This is a genomic window from Archangium sp., assembly GCF_036277355.1.
Taxonomy (GTDB): domain Bacteria; phylum Myxococcota; class Myxococcia; order Myxococcales; family Myxococcaceae; genus Archangium.
Genome location: NZ_DASUNC010000100.1, coordinates 23,643 through 37,192 on the forward strand (window position 1 = coordinate 23,643; position 13,550 = coordinate 37,192).

Here is a 13,550-nt window from a genome sequence, read left to right on the forward strand (position 1 = left end):
TGGACGGGACAGCGCCGCCCACGCCCCCACCCGCCCGGTGAGCACCGGGCGTGGGCCATGTACACTCCCGCGGATGGAGAACCCGCTGCCCAGGGTCTGCCCCCGCTGTGGTGAGCCCCGCATCCTCGCGCCGGAGTGCCCGAGGTGCGGCGTCCTCTATGCCAGGGCGGAGGCCCGTGCCGCGCAGCTCGCCTCGCGGCCCGCGCCCCCGGCTCCAGCCGAGCCCCAGGTGCCGCTCACTCCCGCGGGCATGTCCTGGCATGGCGAGGAGGAGGAAGCGCGGAGCGAGCTGCGGCTGCGCCTGTTCGCCCTCCCCGTGGCGCTGGCCGTGGCCTGGCTGCTCGTGCAATCCCCCCTGTGGGGCAGGCTGATGCGCATCTTCCTCTCCATGTGGATCCACGAGCTGGGCCACGCCGTCACCGCCTGGTTCTGCGGCTTTCCCTCCTTCCCCGGCCCCTGGGTCACCCACACCGACGAAGAGCGCTCCACCTTCCTCTTCCTGCTGCTGGCCACCCTGTTCGCGGCGACGGGCCTCCGCGGCTACCTCACGCGCAGCCGGCTGCTGATGATCGCGGGCGCCACGGCGCTCGTCCTCCAATTCGTGGGCACCGGGGTGCTATCGCCCGGCAAGGCCCGGATGCTCATCTCGTTTGGAGGCGATGCCGGGTGCCTCGTGCTCGGCAGCCTCCTCATGACGACCCTCTACGCCCACCGGCACTCCAAGCTGCGCCAGGGCTCGCTGCACTGGGGCTACCTGGCCATCGGCGCGGCGGCCTTCATGGATGCCTTCTCGCAGTGGTGGGCCGCCCGGAGCGACCCTGAACGGATTCCCTTCGGCCACATCGAGGGCGTGGGGCTGAGCGACGCCTCCAAGCTCGTGGACGTCCATGGCTGGAGCGAGTCCGAGCTCATCCGGCGCTACACCTGGCTGGGACTGGCCTGCCTGGCGGCGCTCGCCGTGCTCTACGCGGTGGGACTGAGCCACGCCCGCGCCCGGCTGCGCGCGGACGGGCAGAGACTTCGGACTTCAGGAGCGCGAGCGCGCCTGGGCGCCCGCGTCTGATTTGGTCAGCGCCTGGATGGACTGGATGCGCCGCTCCGCCTCCTGGGCATCCAGGAAGATGTGCAGCATGTCCCGGATGGTCGGCAGCGCCCGCGTCAGCGACGCGGCGGTGAGCAGCTGCGGATCCACTCCGGCCTTGCGGCACGCGCGCGTCATGGTGGACGCGGCGATGACGGGAGAGAGGCCACAGCGCGCCACCAGCGCCTCGAAGAGGGCACCCGGCATGGCCCCGGTGGACGGCGAGGGAGCGGCGGCCGGCACCGACGCCGGAGCCGCGTGCGAGGCCGGAATCGCGGGATGATGGGCACCCGACGGGGTCCGGGGCAGCGCGGGGAACGAGCCGGACGGAGTGCGCGGCATGGGAGGCTGGGCCTGCTGCTCGGACTCGGCCCGGCGCCGCAGCTCGGTGCGCACCTGCGCGCGCAGCACCTCGATGTCCTCCGTCTTGGAGCAGAAGGCATCCACCTTCACCGCCAGGGCCTCGGAGATGAGCTTGGCGTCGAAGCCGGCCGTCAGTCCCACCACGGCCACCTGGGCCGTGCCTGGCAGCGTCCTCACGGCGCGCACCCACTCCGGCCCCTCCAGCCCCGGCATCTCCAGATCCAACAGGATGCAGTCCACCGGCTGGGCCTCCAGCAGCCGCATGGCGTCCTCACCGGACTCGGCGATGATGACGTCGTGGCCGTCCTTGCGCAGCGCATCCGAGGCGCGGTGGCGGAAGTCGATGCGGCCATCCACCACCATCACCCGCCGGCGCCTGCCGGCCGACACCAGCCGCGGCGTGCCATCCTGCTCGGGCACCTGCGTCAGCTCGTGGGCCCGACGCACCACGTACGCCGGATCATACGGCTTGCCCACGTAGTCATTGGCGCCGTGAGACAGGCCCTTGAGCCGCTGCACCACCGCGGCCTCGGTGGACAGCATCAACACGGGCAGGTGCGAGGTGCGGGGCGCGCGGCGCAGTTCCTCCAGCAGCTCCACGCCCTCGCCATCCGGCAGCACCATGTCCAGGATGAGCAGATCGAACTCACCCTCGCTCAACGCCTTGCGGGCCGCCGCGAGGCTCTCGCACAGCGTGGTGCCAAAGCCAGCGGCGCTCAACACTCCGCGCATGTCCGCCCGGACCGTCGCGCTGTCATCCACGATGAGCACACGTGCCTTCATGCCGTTCCTTCCCTGGCTCCTGCTCGGGCGAGCGCCGTCAGCAGGGGGGGAATCTCCGTCAGCGCCGTCACATGCTGAGCGGCCCCCAAGCGAATGGCCTCGCGCGGCATGCCGAATACCACGCACGAGGATTCATCCTCCACCACCGTGGCGGCCCCCGCGCGTTTGAGCGCCGCCAACCCCTCCGCCCCGTCCCGTCCCATGCCCGTCAGCAGGCAGCCGATGGCGGCCGCCCCCAACTCCCGGGCCACGGACTCGAAAAGCTCGTCCACCGAGGGCCGGCACGAGTGCCGCTCCGGCCCGTCCACCAGCCGCAGCCGGCCGCTGCGCACCACCAGGTGCCGGTTGCCCGGCGCCATCCGTACCGTCACCCGTCCCGGCATCGGCAGTGCCTCCCCATCCACCGCATTGCGCACCACCAGGCCACTCTGCGCCTCCAGCCACTCGGCCATCGCGGTGTCGAAGTGTTCTGTAATATGCAACACCAGCAGCACCGGGAGGGGGAAACCCGCCGACAGCGAGCGGAGGATGTGGCGCACGGCCGCCGGTCCTCCCGTCGAGGCACCCATCACCAGCAGGCGCGGCGGCACGGCGGGCGCCGTCACCCGGGGCGGTGCATGGGGCGTCTCCAGCCGGGCCCGGACATGGGTGATGACGCGCACGCGCGAGGCCACCCGCACCCGCGACAGCAGCATCTCCATCCACTTGGAGTCCAAAAGGCCCGAGGGCTTGTCCACCGCGTCCACCGCCCCCGCCGCCAGCGCATCCATGGTGCGCAGGCCCTCGGTGCGATTCTCAGCCGCCGAGAGAACGACGATGGGGGTGGGACAGTGGGCCATGATGAGCTCGGTGGCCCGCAGCCCGTCCACCCTGGGCATCACCAGGTCCATGGTCACCACGTCCGGGCGCAGGCGCTGGCACTGCTCGAAGGCCTGCTGGCCGTCGGCCGCCTCGCCCACCACCTCGCACGAGGTGTCGAGCGCGAAGCCATCCGCCAGCCGGCGGCGCACCGTGAGCGAGTCGTCGACGACGAGCACCCGCAGGCGGCTCATGCCGGCCTCCGTCCGGAGGCAATCAACCGGGCCACGGTGTCCAGGTAGCTGTGCTGCTGGAACTCGCCCTTGACGATGTAGGCGGACACCCCCGCGTCGCGGCCGCGCCGCTTGTCCTCGTCCGTGGCCAGCGAGGACACCATGAGGATGGGCAGCCCCTGCAGGGCGGGCATGGAGCGGATGCGCCGGGTGACGTCCAGGCCCGTCATGCCCGGCATCTCCACGTCGACGATGAGCAGGGCGTGGCCGCCGCGTTGAATCTTCTCGATGCCCTCCTCACCGGAGGCGGCCAGCTCCACCTGGTAGCCGGCGGCCTCGAGGATGCTCTTCTCCAGCATTCGGGTGGTGACGGAGTCGTCCACCACGAGGATGAGGTGCTTCTGCGTGGTGCGCGCCTTGGGGACGCCGCCCGAGGAGCCCGCGTGCACCAGGCGCACCAGGCCGGCCGCGTCCAGCAGCAGCAGGGGCACGCCCTGCTCGTCGAAGCTCGCTCCGGCCACCAGCGGCAGGGGGGGCACACTGGAGGGCAGCGGGCGGCTCACCCGGCGGGAGATGCCCAGCAGCCGCTCCACGCCCACCGCGGCCCGGCCCGCCGAGCCCGCGTTGAGCACCAGCACGGACCAGGCGCGGGGACGCTGCGCGCCCGGGTTCCCCATCGCGTCCAGCAGCGGGAGGAAGGGCAGCACCTCGCCCCCGAAGGAGATGGAGGCACGCGAGCCCGTCCAGGTGACGGCCTCCGCGGGCAGGTGGAGGGCGCCGCTGAGCGACTCCAGGGGGACGAGCATGCGCTGTCCACCCGCCTCCACCCCCAGCACCTCCAGCGAGGCCAGCGTGAGGGGCACCTCGAGCGTGATGCAGGTGCCCAATCCCGGCCGCGAGGTGATGCTCACGTCGCCCTTGAAGCGGCGCACCATGTCGCGCACCACGTCCAACCCCACGCCGCGGCCGGACACCTCGGTGACGGTGCGCGCCGTGCTGAAACCGGACTGGAAGAGCAAGTCCAGCAGCCCCTGCTCGTCCAGGGCATCCGCCTCGGCGGGGGTGACCACGCCGCGCTCCAGCGCCACCTGACGCACCCGCCCCAGGTCCACGCCACGCCCGTCGTCCTCGCACACGAAGGAGACGCGCCCACCGCGCCGCTGCACCTTCAGCGAGAAGACGCCCGTGGGGGGCTTGCCCACCGCCCGCCGCTCGTCGGGCGTCTCCAGCCCGTGGTCCACCGCGTTGCGCACCACGTGCACCAGCGCCTGGCGCACCGCCGCCAGCACGTGCCCGTCAATCTGGATGTCACCGCCCGCGGTGCGCACCTCCACCTGGCGCCCCAGCGAGGCGGCCGCGTCGCGCGCGGCCAGCTCCAAGGGGCCAAAGAGCGTCTGCGTCGGGACGAGCCGCAGGGTGTTGGCCCCGTCCCGCAGCCGCCCCAGCTCCGACTCCACCTGCCCCAGGCCGCCGCCCAGCTGCCGCCCCGCCTTCACCAGCGAGGAGCGCAGGCCCTCCGTCACGGACAGCACGCGCGACATCCACCGGGCGCGCTCCGCGGGCGAGCCGTTGGAGGCCACCGGCGCGGTGAGCTGCTCGACGAGGGTGTCGGCCCCGTGCTGCGCCTGCGCCAGCGCCTCCACCACCCCGCGCAGGCCGCCCAGCTGCACCACGGCCTCGGACAGGCCCTCCAGCAGCGTGTCCAGCCGCGCCAGCTCCACGCGCACCACCTCGGACGTGGGGGCCTCGGGGGCCGCCACCGCCGCGGCCACGGCCGCCACCGCCGCCTCGGACGCGGTCATCTCCGCGGCGGGCGCCGGCGGCGGCGGTGCATCCAGCGCGTCCAGCGCCTCGGCCATCTGCCCCACCAGGCGCAGGAACTCGTGCACGCTGTCCACGGGCAGCGCCTGGCCGCTGTTGCGGTAGGGCGACAGCGCGTCCTCCACCGCGTGCGCCATCTCCGCCAGCGGCACCTGCCCCACCACGCGCGCCGCCCCCTTCAGGGTGTGCGCATAGCGGAACAGCTCCGGCATGATCTGGGCACCGCCCTCACCGTCGGCCAGGGTGAACAGACCCTGGGTGAGCTGCTCGATGAGCTCCCGGGCCTCGATACGGAAATAGCGGTAGGGGTCGTTGTCCAGGCTCATGCGGAGGCGCGCGAGTCGATGATGGCATGGAGCTGCTTGGAAAGCTGGATGAGCCGGGTGGCCGTCTGCAGCGTCTGCGCGGAGGTGGACTCCGCCTGACGGGCCGTCTGCGCCACCTCGAGGATGGCGGTGTTCACCTGCTCCACCGCCGTCGTCTGCTGCTGGGTGCTCAGCTCGATCTCCCGCGCCACGTCCAGGTTGGCGCGCACCAGGTCGGCGATGCGCCGGAAGTTGCCGGCCACGTCGGTGAACTGCTTCGTGCTGCTCTGCACCGCCTTGGAGCCGTCCTCGGTGGCCATGATGGTGGTGTTGGAGGCGGCGCGAATCTCATCGATGAGCACGCGGATGTCCTTGGTGGCTCCACCCACCCGGTCCGCCAGCTTGCGGATCTCATCGGCCACCACGGCGAAGCGCTTGCCGTGCTCGCCCGCTCCGGCGCTCTCGATGGTGGCGTTGATGGCGAGGATGTTCGTCTGCTCGGCCAGGTCGTTGATGATGTCCACGATACCGCCAATCTCCTGCGAGCGCTTGCCCAGCTCCAGCATGTGATTGACGATGGCGTCCACCTGGCGGCGCACCACGTCGATGGCCTCCTGGGCGTGCAACACCGTGTCATTTCCGTGACGCGCGGCCCCGGCCGTCTCGTCCGCCACACGGGACACCTGCTGCGCGCTGAGGGCGATCTGCCGCGAGGTGGCCAACAGCTCCTTGACGGTGGTGGAAATTTCCGTGGTGGACGAGGCCTGCTCCCGCGCGCCCGAGGCCTGCTGCGAGGCCGCCGACTGGAGCTCGGCCGAGGAGTCCCGCACCTGCGAGATGGCCGAGCCGATCTTCTGCTGCAAGCTGAGGCCCACCAGGGTGGCCGCCGCCATCACCAGGAGGACGGCGACGCCGCCGCCCCACATGAACAGCCGCTCGAAGGACGCCGAGTCCCGCCGCAGCAGCTCATCCCGCTCCTGGAGCAGCCGCAGCTCGTGCTCGTGCATCTCCGCCACCACACGGCGGAGGTCGTCCATCAGCGCCTTGCCCTCACCGGTGTTGATGACGGCCAGGGCGGCCTCGAAGCCCCGGGTGCGGCGCAGCTCGATGTTGTTGCGCAGGCTGGCCAGCTTCTGCGTGAGGAGGAACTTCAAGGCCTCCAGCTGCCGGAGCTGCGCGGGGTTGTCGGCGAGCAGGCCGCGCACGCGCGAGAGCTCCGCGTCGATGCGGCCCTGCGCGTCGCGGTAGGGCTCGAGGTAGGAGTCGTCACCGGTGAGCACGTAGCCGCGCTGCCCCGTCTCCGCGTCCTTGGCGCTGGAGAGGACGCGCTCCAGGCCGTTGATGACCTCGTGCGAGTGCTCCACGGCGACAGCGGTTCCCGTGAACTGCCGGGTGCTCCGGATGGCCTGGAAGACGAAGAGACAGATGAGCACCGACACCATGACGACGGCGGCGGTGAACTGCAGGCGCAACGTCCATTGGGTGACCATCTTCATCATCGTCCCTGCTGAGGACCGGAGGCGTCCTCCAGCAACTTTCTCACGAGCGAGTCCACGTCGAGCACGGGCAGCGGCGGGGCGTCCGGCAGGACGACGTTGCTGTTGAGCAGGGGATGGGTGGCGGAGGCGCCCCCACCGGAGCGCAGCTGCTCCGGGGTGGCGCGCAGCTGCCCCTCGAAGCCGGCCGCGGCCAGCCCCACGCGCCGGCTCCCACCGGCCAGCAACAACCAGCGAGGAGGCTCCCCGGACTGCAGGCCCAACAGCGCCGACAGGTCATGCACGGCGATGAGCTGGCCCCGGAGCCCCGCCAGCCCCAACAGGGACGCCGGAGCACCCGGCAGGCGCACCAGCCGGGGCATGAGGTGGAGGCCGGAGAGGTGGCCCAGCCGCACGGCCAGGGAAGCACCCCCCACGCGCAGCCGCAGCAGCGCCTCACCGGGCTCCTGCCGGGGAGGGGGCGGACGGGAGAAGGAGGCATCGAAGCCTTCGCGCAGCTCGTCCAGCCGCAGTGCCGTCCGGGAGCGAGGCAGACTCATGAGATCTCCGTACAGGCCTGCAGCTCCTGCAGACCCACTTGCATCAATCCGTGGCGGCCAAAGCCTCCGCCGAAGAGCGACAGGTGCAGGGGCTTCTCCTGCGGCAACAACGACACGGCCATGCGCAGGGCCACGCGGGCCTCCACCATGTCACCAGCCCGGCGCGCCAGCGAGCCCGCGCGCAGGTGGGCCAGCGCGAAGGTGGGCTCCGCGCGCACGGACGCGGCGTAGCGGCCGCGGGCACCGGCCTCGTCCCCGCCCTGCTCCAGACACAGCCCCAGCAGGTAGTACGCCGGGGCCTCGGTGGAGCTCGACGCGACGAGCTGCCGGCCCAGCTGCTCGGCCTGGGACAGGCGTCCGGCGTGCAGGTGCAGCACCGCGCGCAGCAGCAGCGCCCTGGGGCTCGAGTTCTCGGGCATGGACTCCAGCAGCGCCCAGGCCTCGGTGTAGCGCTCCGCCTCGAGCAGCTGCAGCACCCCCTCCAGTCCGTCCGGCGCTGGCGGCGGCGTGGGCGCTGGCGCTGGTGAAACCACCCGCTGGGCCACCATGGCCGGGGGCGTGGCCGCGGGCACGCCCTGGGGCACGGAGACACCAGGCGGCGCGGGAGGCTTCAGGCGGTAATAGAAGGCGTCGCCGCCGCGCAGCAGCTCGAACTCCTCGGAGATGCCTCGCAACGTCTCGCTGGGCCCCATGAAGAGGTAGCCACCGGGAACCAGGGCCTGGGCCATGCGGGCGATGATTTTGCGGATGACGTCCTGGGGGAAATAGAGGACGACGTTGCGGCAGAGGATGGCGTGGAAGGAGTTGGGCGCCCAGAAGGCGGAGGCCTCCTCCAGGAGGTTGCGCTCCTCGAAGATGACCTGGTCACGCACCTGGGGCTGGAGGGCGAAACCCTCGGGGGTGCGCTGGAACCACTGCTGGCGCATGGTGCTGGGCACGGCGCGCAGCGACCAGGGGGAGTAGCAGGCGCGGCGGGCGTGCGCGATGGCACGCGGGTTGACGTCGATGCCGAGAATCCGCAGCCGGGAGGAGTCCACGCGGCCGCGCTCGCGGGCGAGCAGGGCCACCGAGTAGGGCTCCTCCCCGGTGGAGCAGCCGGCGCACAGCACGCGGACGGTGGACGTCTGGCGCAGGAAGGAGGGCAGCACCTGCTCCACCAGCGTCTCCAGCTGGGTGGGATGGCGCAGGAAGTACGTCTCCCCCACGGTGAGCCGCTCGGCCAGCGCCTTCCACTCCGCCTGTGAGGACGAAGAGGCCAGCTGCTCCAGGTAACGCTCCACGCCACACGCGGCGGAGCGCTCCGCGAGCAGCGGCACCAGCTCGCCCCACTGGCCCTCCTCATAGTGAAGGCCCAGGCGCTGCTCCACCAGCGCGACGAAGCGGACGAGCGGCGGGCGGGAGGGCGCGGCGATCACGCGCCCCCCTGGCCGGAGGCGGTCTCCAGGCGGCGCCAGAACTCCTCGGGCAGCAGGCGGGACGTCCCCAGCAGCGCCAGCAGGCGCCCGTCGAACGAGCCCAGGTGTTGGAGGTGGCCACTGGCGGTGGCGCGCAGCAGCGGAGGCACCGAGTCCAGGCCCTCCTCCTCCATCCAGCGCAGGCCCCGCACCTCATCCACCTCGAGCGCCATGCGCCCCTCGGGCACCCGCAGCGAGACGAACCGGCGGCCCTCGCCGCCCTCGGACAGGGCCCCGCCCAGCAACGCCGCCAGGCTCACCACGGGAGCCGGCGCGCCACGCACCAGGGACACACCCCGCACGAAGGCCGGGGCCGCGGACACCGGGGCTACCGGCAGCGGCCTCATCGTCTCCTCGACGTCCTCGAGCGGCAGCGCGCACATCCACTCCTGCGCCCTCACGACGAGGAAGCAGCGAGACCCCTGCCTGGGCATGACTCCCCCTTCGGGTTCGGACTCCACGCAAATCATGCACCTTCAGCGTATGTCAAGGCGAGGACCAAGCGCGTCCCACGGCTTCCGGGACGGCGCCGGCCCCCCGGGCAAGGAGGGGAGCAGGCCGGCGGCGGAAGCCGCACCCGAGCACACCCCCCGGCACACCTGCGCGTGTGGAGAGCCAAAGCCTTACACACGCCCGGCTCCCCCACAGTGTGCTCCGCGCGGGGACTCGCTTTGAATCCAGACAGGAATTTGGCATCCACGCGAAACGCATTTCGCCGCTCAATGAAATCTTGCAAGCCTTTCCGTGAAAAGTACGGGGCCCCCTCCGACAAAGCCTCGACTTTTCCGGTGCCCTCCAGGTAATTGAGGATTGCCGCGTAGACGCGGTCGCGTAAGTGTTTACCCCACGCCCCTCGAATCAGACAGAATTCAGATAGTGACCGAAGCCGGGGAGCGCGGGTCGATTTGTCATTGCCGGGCCAAGCAACAACACGCACAGTCTCAGCGCGAAGTCACAGACAGTCATTGCCACCGGCCCGCCTCGCGCGGACCACCGAGTCGGACCACGGGAACGGAGTCGACGAGCATGATTCGGATCGGGCGAAGGCAGTTCACAGCCGGGTTGGGTGCCTCGCTGCTGGCGTCCCCCCTGCTGAATCTCCTCAGTGGGAAGGCCCACGCGGCGACGCCGACGGCCAAGAGGCTCATCGTCTTCTTCACCCCCAATGGCACGGTGCACCGCTTCTGGCGGCCGAGCGGGACGGAGACGGCCTTCTCCTTCCCCGCGGGCAGCATGCTGGAGCCGCTCAACGCGCACCTGGCCAACCTGCTGGTGTGCGAGGGCCTCAACTTCGTGGACGTGGACAACCACGAGGCGGGCATGGCCAACATGCTCACCGGTGGAGGCACGGCGCAGAGCACCTCCGGGGGCCTGTCCGTGGACCAGTACGTGGCGAGCAGGATTGGCGAGGGCTCGCGCTTCCGCTCCCTGGAGTTCGGGGTGCAGACGAGCCTGTGGGGCGCGGCGCGCTCCACGCGCATGTCCTACTCGGCCCCCGGCGTCTTCGTCTCCCCCGAGGACAACCCGCGCAGCGCCTTCCAGCGCCTCTTTGGCGCGCTCGGAGGTGACACGGGCACCGCCGACAAGCTGTTGCGGCGCCGCAAGAGCATGCTGGACCTGGTGCGCGGCGAGCTGAATGACCTGTCGCAGCGCGTGGGCGCGGAGGAGAAGCGCAAGCTGGAGCAGCACCTGGAGGCGCTGCGCCAGACGGAGAAGGGGCTGACCGAGCCCGTGGCCCTGCCCGGGTGCCCCTCCGCCACCGCCCCCCTCTCCATGGACGCCATGGCCAACGCCAACTTCCCCGCGGTGGGCAAGGCGCAGATGGACCTGATGGTGAGCGCGCTCACCTGCGGCATGACGCGCGTGGCCTCGCTCCAGTGGTCCCACACCGTCGCGCCCCAGGTGTTCACCTGGTTGGGCGTGGGCGAGGCCCACCACGAGCTGTCGCACAAGGACGACTCCAACACCGCGGGGCTGGCGGCGCTCGTGAAGTGCGAGCGCTGGTTCGCCGAGCAGTTCGCCTACCTCCTGCAGTCCCTCAAGGACCGCCCGGACCTGGAGGGCGGGGGCAGCATGCTCGACTCCACCCTGGTGGTGTGGGCCAAGGAGCTCGGCGACAGCCGCATGCACGACTGCCGCTCGGTGCCCTTCCTCGTCGCTGGAGGTTCGCAGAGCCCCTTCCGCTTCGGACGCTACCTGCGCTTCAGCGGCGTCCCGCACCAGAAGCTGCTCACCTCGGTCTGTCACGCCATGGGCGCTCCGCTCGACACCTTCGGTGATGCCAACCGCTCCAACGGCCCGCTCGACGGGCTCGTCTGACAGCGTCCCTCCCCCTCTGACAGTCCCCCCCGCAATCAGGAGGCAGACCCGTGCTTCCCTCCCGGCAGCTTTCTGCCCTTGGCGCCCTCTTTTTCTCCGCGACCCTTCTCTCCGCCTGCACGACCGACTCCGGCTGCCCGGATGACCTGGAGTTCTTCCGCACCCGCGTGTGGGAGCCGGTGATGTCCGTGCAGTGCGTGGCCTGCCACAAGTCCGATGGCATGGCGGCGGGCACCCGCCTGGTGCTGCTGCCTCCGGGAGCGCCGGGGGCGGTGGAGGCCAACTTCATGACGGTGCGCGGGCTGGCGCGCGAGAAGGTCAACGGCCAATCCCTGCTCCTGCTCAAGCCCTCGGGCATGCACCCGAATGGGCACGGGGGCGGCACCGTCGTGGAGCAGGGCACCACGCGCTACGAGAACCTCCAGCAGCTCGCGGACCGCGTCAATGGCGTTGCCGGGGCCTGCGAGGCCTCCGCGGTGATGGCGTGTGAGCCGGGCAAGGCGGACCCCAACGCCCGGCGCCGGCTGCGCATGCTCACCCGCTTCGAGTACGACAACACGCTGCGCGACCTGCTCTACCTCGACTCGCAGTGGGGCCAGTCCCTGCCCGCGGAAGAGGTGGTGCACGGCTTCGACAACAGCGCGGACGAGCGCACGGTGGGCCAGCTGCTGACGGACAAGCTGCTCGCCGCCGCCGAGGAGGCCGCCGCGCAGGCCATGACGAATCTGTCCCGCCACGTCTCGTGCGCTCCGGGAGAGGCGTGCGCGAAGCAGTTCATCCAGGACTTCGGCCTGCGGGCCTTCCGCCGCCCGCTGACGGACGCGGAGAAGCTCCGCTACCAGTCGCTCTACACGGCCGTGGCGGCGGAGGAAGGGACGAACGGGTACACCGAGGGCATCAAGGCCATCATCACCGCCATGCTCCAGTCCCCCCACTTCCTCTACCGCACGGAGCTGGGCGAGCACATCGGCGACGGGAAGTACAAGCTGAACGACTACGAGGTGGCCTCGGAGCTGTCCTACCTCTTCTGGGGCTCCATGCCGGATGCGGAGCTGTTCGCCAAGGCGAAGGCAGGCATCCTGAGCAGCAAGCCGGAGCTGCTCCCCTCCGAGGCACGCCGGATGCTGGCGTCCGCGCGGAGCCGGCCCATGCTCGATCACTTCGTGAGCCAGTGGCTGGACCTGGGACACATCCACCAGGTGCAGAAGGACACCACCTTCACGGACTTCAGCCCGACCATCCGCGCCGCCATGAAGGCCGAGACGACGGAGCTGTTCGACTATGTCGTCCACGACAGCAGCGGCCGGCTCCCCGAGCTCTTCACCTCGGACTACACGTTCGCCACGGACGCGCTCGCCTCCTTCTACCGCCTGCCGTCGGGCCCGGTGACCACCTCGTCGGCGCCCGCCAGCGGCCTGCGCATGTGGGAGCTGAAGAGCTCGGGCCGCAGCGGCATCCTCACCCACGGCAGCATCCTGGCCAGCCAGGCCACGCCGCAGACCTCCTCGCCCATCCGCCGCGGCAAGCTCGTCCGCGAGCGCCTGCTGTGCCAGCCACTGCCTCCCCCGCCCCCGGGCCTCAGCGTGCAGCTGTCTCCGGTGAGCGACGGGCTTCCCAACCGGCAGCGCTTCCAGGAGCACTCCACCAGCGCGGCCTGCTCGTCCTGCCACCAGCTGATGGACCCCATCGGCTTCGGCTTCGAGCAGTTCGACAGCGTCGGCCGTTTCGCGCCCCAGCTGCCGAGCGGGCAGCCGGTGGATGCGAGCGGTGAGGTGCTCTCCTCGACGGCCACCAACGGCACCTTCACCGGCGTGGACGGGCTCCAGCAGAAGCTGGCGGACAGCCCGGACGTGCACGCCTGCTTCTCGCTGCAGTGGCTGCGCTTCGGCTATGGCGTCTCGGGGGAGAACGACTCCTGCGCCGCCGGCCAGCTCACGGAGAGCTTCCGCAAGCAGCAGCTGAGCATCCCGGAGCTGCTCATCTCCCTGACGCAGCTGCCGCGCTTCACCCAGCGCGTGGGCGAGTCCACGGGCCCGGCCACCCCGGGGACGGGCGGCGGGAGTGGCGGGGGTGGCGGTAGCGGTGGCGGCACGCCCTCCACTTCTGGCAATGCCCAGGTCTCCGTGTCCGTCCAGGACGACTGGGGGAGCGGTTACTGCCACAACGTCAGGGTGACGAACTCCGGGTCGGCCCCGCTCGTCTGGCGAGTGACGATCGAGATCGCGGGCAGGTTCAACCACGCCTGGAGCGCCCTCTACACCCACTCGGGCTCCCAGACCACCTTCAGCGGTCTGGATTGGAACGACGAGCTGGCCCCCGGGGAGAGCACCAGCTTCGGCTATTGCGCGACCCGGTAGA

10 protein-coding genes are annotated in these 13,550 nt (G+C 71.1%); 3 read left to right on the top strand and 7 right to left on the bottom strand.

Features of this window, described 5'->3' with window-relative positions:
• Nucleotides 1–73 precede the first annotated feature (73 nt).
• Nucleotides 74–1,063 carry a hypothetical protein gene (locus VFZ09_RS25640; protein WP_329730288.1) on the top strand — a complete coding sequence of 330 codons (990 nt, stop codon included), beginning with the start codon at nt 74–76 and terminating at the stop codon, nt 1,061–1,063.
• Here the strand turns inward: VFZ09_RS25640 and VFZ09_RS25645 are convergent.
• The 7 genes from VFZ09_RS25645 to VFZ09_RS25675 are packed head-to-tail and all read right to left on the bottom strand — an operon-like array spanning nt 1,028 to nt 9,307.
• On the bottom strand, nt 1,028–2,227 hold the full coding sequence (locus tag VFZ09_RS25645; RefSeq protein WP_329730289.1) for a response regulator: 1,200 nt from the start codon (nt 2,225–2,227) through the stop codon (nt 1,028–1,030). The two genes, VFZ09_RS25640 and VFZ09_RS25645, sit on opposite strands and share 36 nt — an antisense overlap.
• Nucleotides 2,224–3,279, bottom strand: coding sequence for a chemotaxis-specific protein-glutamate methyltransferase CheB (gene cheB / locus VFZ09_RS25650; protein ID WP_329730290.1), 1,056 nt, complete (start codon nt 3,277–3,279; stop codon nt 2,224–2,226). The genes VFZ09_RS25645 and cheB overlap by 4 nt, the downstream gene beginning before the upstream one ends.
• Entirely contained in the window at nt 3,276–5,405 is a 2,130-nt protein-coding gene (locus VFZ09_RS25655) for a hybrid sensor histidine kinase/response regulator (protein ID WP_329730291.1), read from the bottom strand. Before VFZ09_RS25655 ends, cheB begins: the two co-directional genes overlap by 4 nt.
• A complete protein-coding gene (locus VFZ09_RS25660) occupies nt 5,402–6,883 on the bottom strand; it encodes a CHASE3 domain-containing protein (protein WP_329730292.1) in 1,482 nt (493 codons plus the stop codon). Before VFZ09_RS25660 ends, VFZ09_RS25655 begins: the two co-directional genes overlap by 4 nt.
• Nucleotides 6,880–7,419 (bottom strand): chemotaxis protein CheW, encoded by a 540-nt coding sequence (locus tag VFZ09_RS25665; RefSeq protein ID WP_329730293.1) that lies wholly within the window; start codon nt 7,417–7,419, stop codon nt 6,880–6,882. The genes VFZ09_RS25660 and VFZ09_RS25665 overlap by 4 nt, the downstream gene beginning before the upstream one ends.
• Complete coding sequence (locus tag VFZ09_RS25670; RefSeq protein WP_329730294.1) at nt 7,416–8,834, bottom strand: CheR family methyltransferase; 1,419 nt, start codon at nt 8,832–8,834, stop codon at nt 7,416–7,418. Before VFZ09_RS25670 ends, VFZ09_RS25665 begins: the two co-directional genes overlap by 4 nt.
• The gene (locus tag VFZ09_RS25675; protein WP_329730295.1) at nt 8,831–9,307 is read right to left on the bottom strand and encodes a chemotaxis protein CheW; all 477 of its coding nucleotides are present in this window, start codon (nt 9,305–9,307) and stop codon (nt 8,831–8,833) included. Before VFZ09_RS25675 ends, VFZ09_RS25670 begins: the two co-directional genes overlap by 4 nt.
• A gap of 592 nt (nt 9,308–9,899) precedes the next feature.
• Here VFZ09_RS25675 and VFZ09_RS25680 point away from each other — a divergent pair.
• Both VFZ09_RS25680 and VFZ09_RS25685 read left to right on the top strand, forming a co-directional pair.
• Entirely contained in the window at nt 9,900–11,192 is a 1,293-nt protein-coding gene (locus VFZ09_RS25680; RefSeq protein ID WP_329730296.1) for a DUF1552 domain-containing protein, read from the top strand.
• A gap of 50 nt (nt 11,193–11,242) precedes the next feature.
• On the top strand, nt 11,243–13,549 hold the full coding sequence (locus tag VFZ09_RS25685) for a DUF1592 domain-containing protein (RefSeq protein WP_329730297.1): 2,307 nt from the start codon (nt 11,243–11,245) through the stop codon (nt 13,547–13,549).
• Nucleotide 13,550 lies beyond the last annotated feature (1 nt).

Coding starts and splice junctions, on each gene's coding strand:
- VFZ09_RS25640 (WP_329730288.1), top strand. CDS start 74: ATGGAGAACCCGCTGCCCAGGGTCTGCCCCCGCTGTGGTGAGCCCCGC.
- VFZ09_RS25660 (WP_329730292.1), bottom strand. CDS start 6,883: ATGATGAAGATGGTCACCCAATGGACGTTGCGCCTGCAGTTCACCGCC.
- VFZ09_RS25655 (WP_329730291.1), bottom strand. CDS start 5,405: ATGAGCCTGGACAACGACCCCTACCGCTATTTCCGTATCGAGGCCCGG.
- VFZ09_RS25680 (WP_329730296.1), top strand. CDS start 9,900: ATGATTCGGATCGGGCGAAGGCAGTTCACAGCCGGGTTGGGTGCCTCG.
- VFZ09_RS25675 (WP_329730295.1), bottom strand. CDS start 9,307: ATGCCCAGGCAGGGGTCTCGCTGCTTCCTCGTCGTGAGGGCGCAGGAG.
- cheB (WP_329730290.1), bottom strand. CDS start 3,279: ATGAGCCGCCTGCGGGTGCTCGTCGTCGACGACTCGCTCACGGTGCGC.
- VFZ09_RS25645 (WP_329730289.1), bottom strand. CDS start 2,227: ATGAAGGCACGTGTGCTCATCGTGGATGACAGCGCGACGGTCCGGGCG.
- VFZ09_RS25665 (WP_329730293.1), bottom strand. CDS start 7,419: ATGAGTCTGCCTCGCTCCCGGACGGCACTGCGGCTGGACGAGCTGCGC.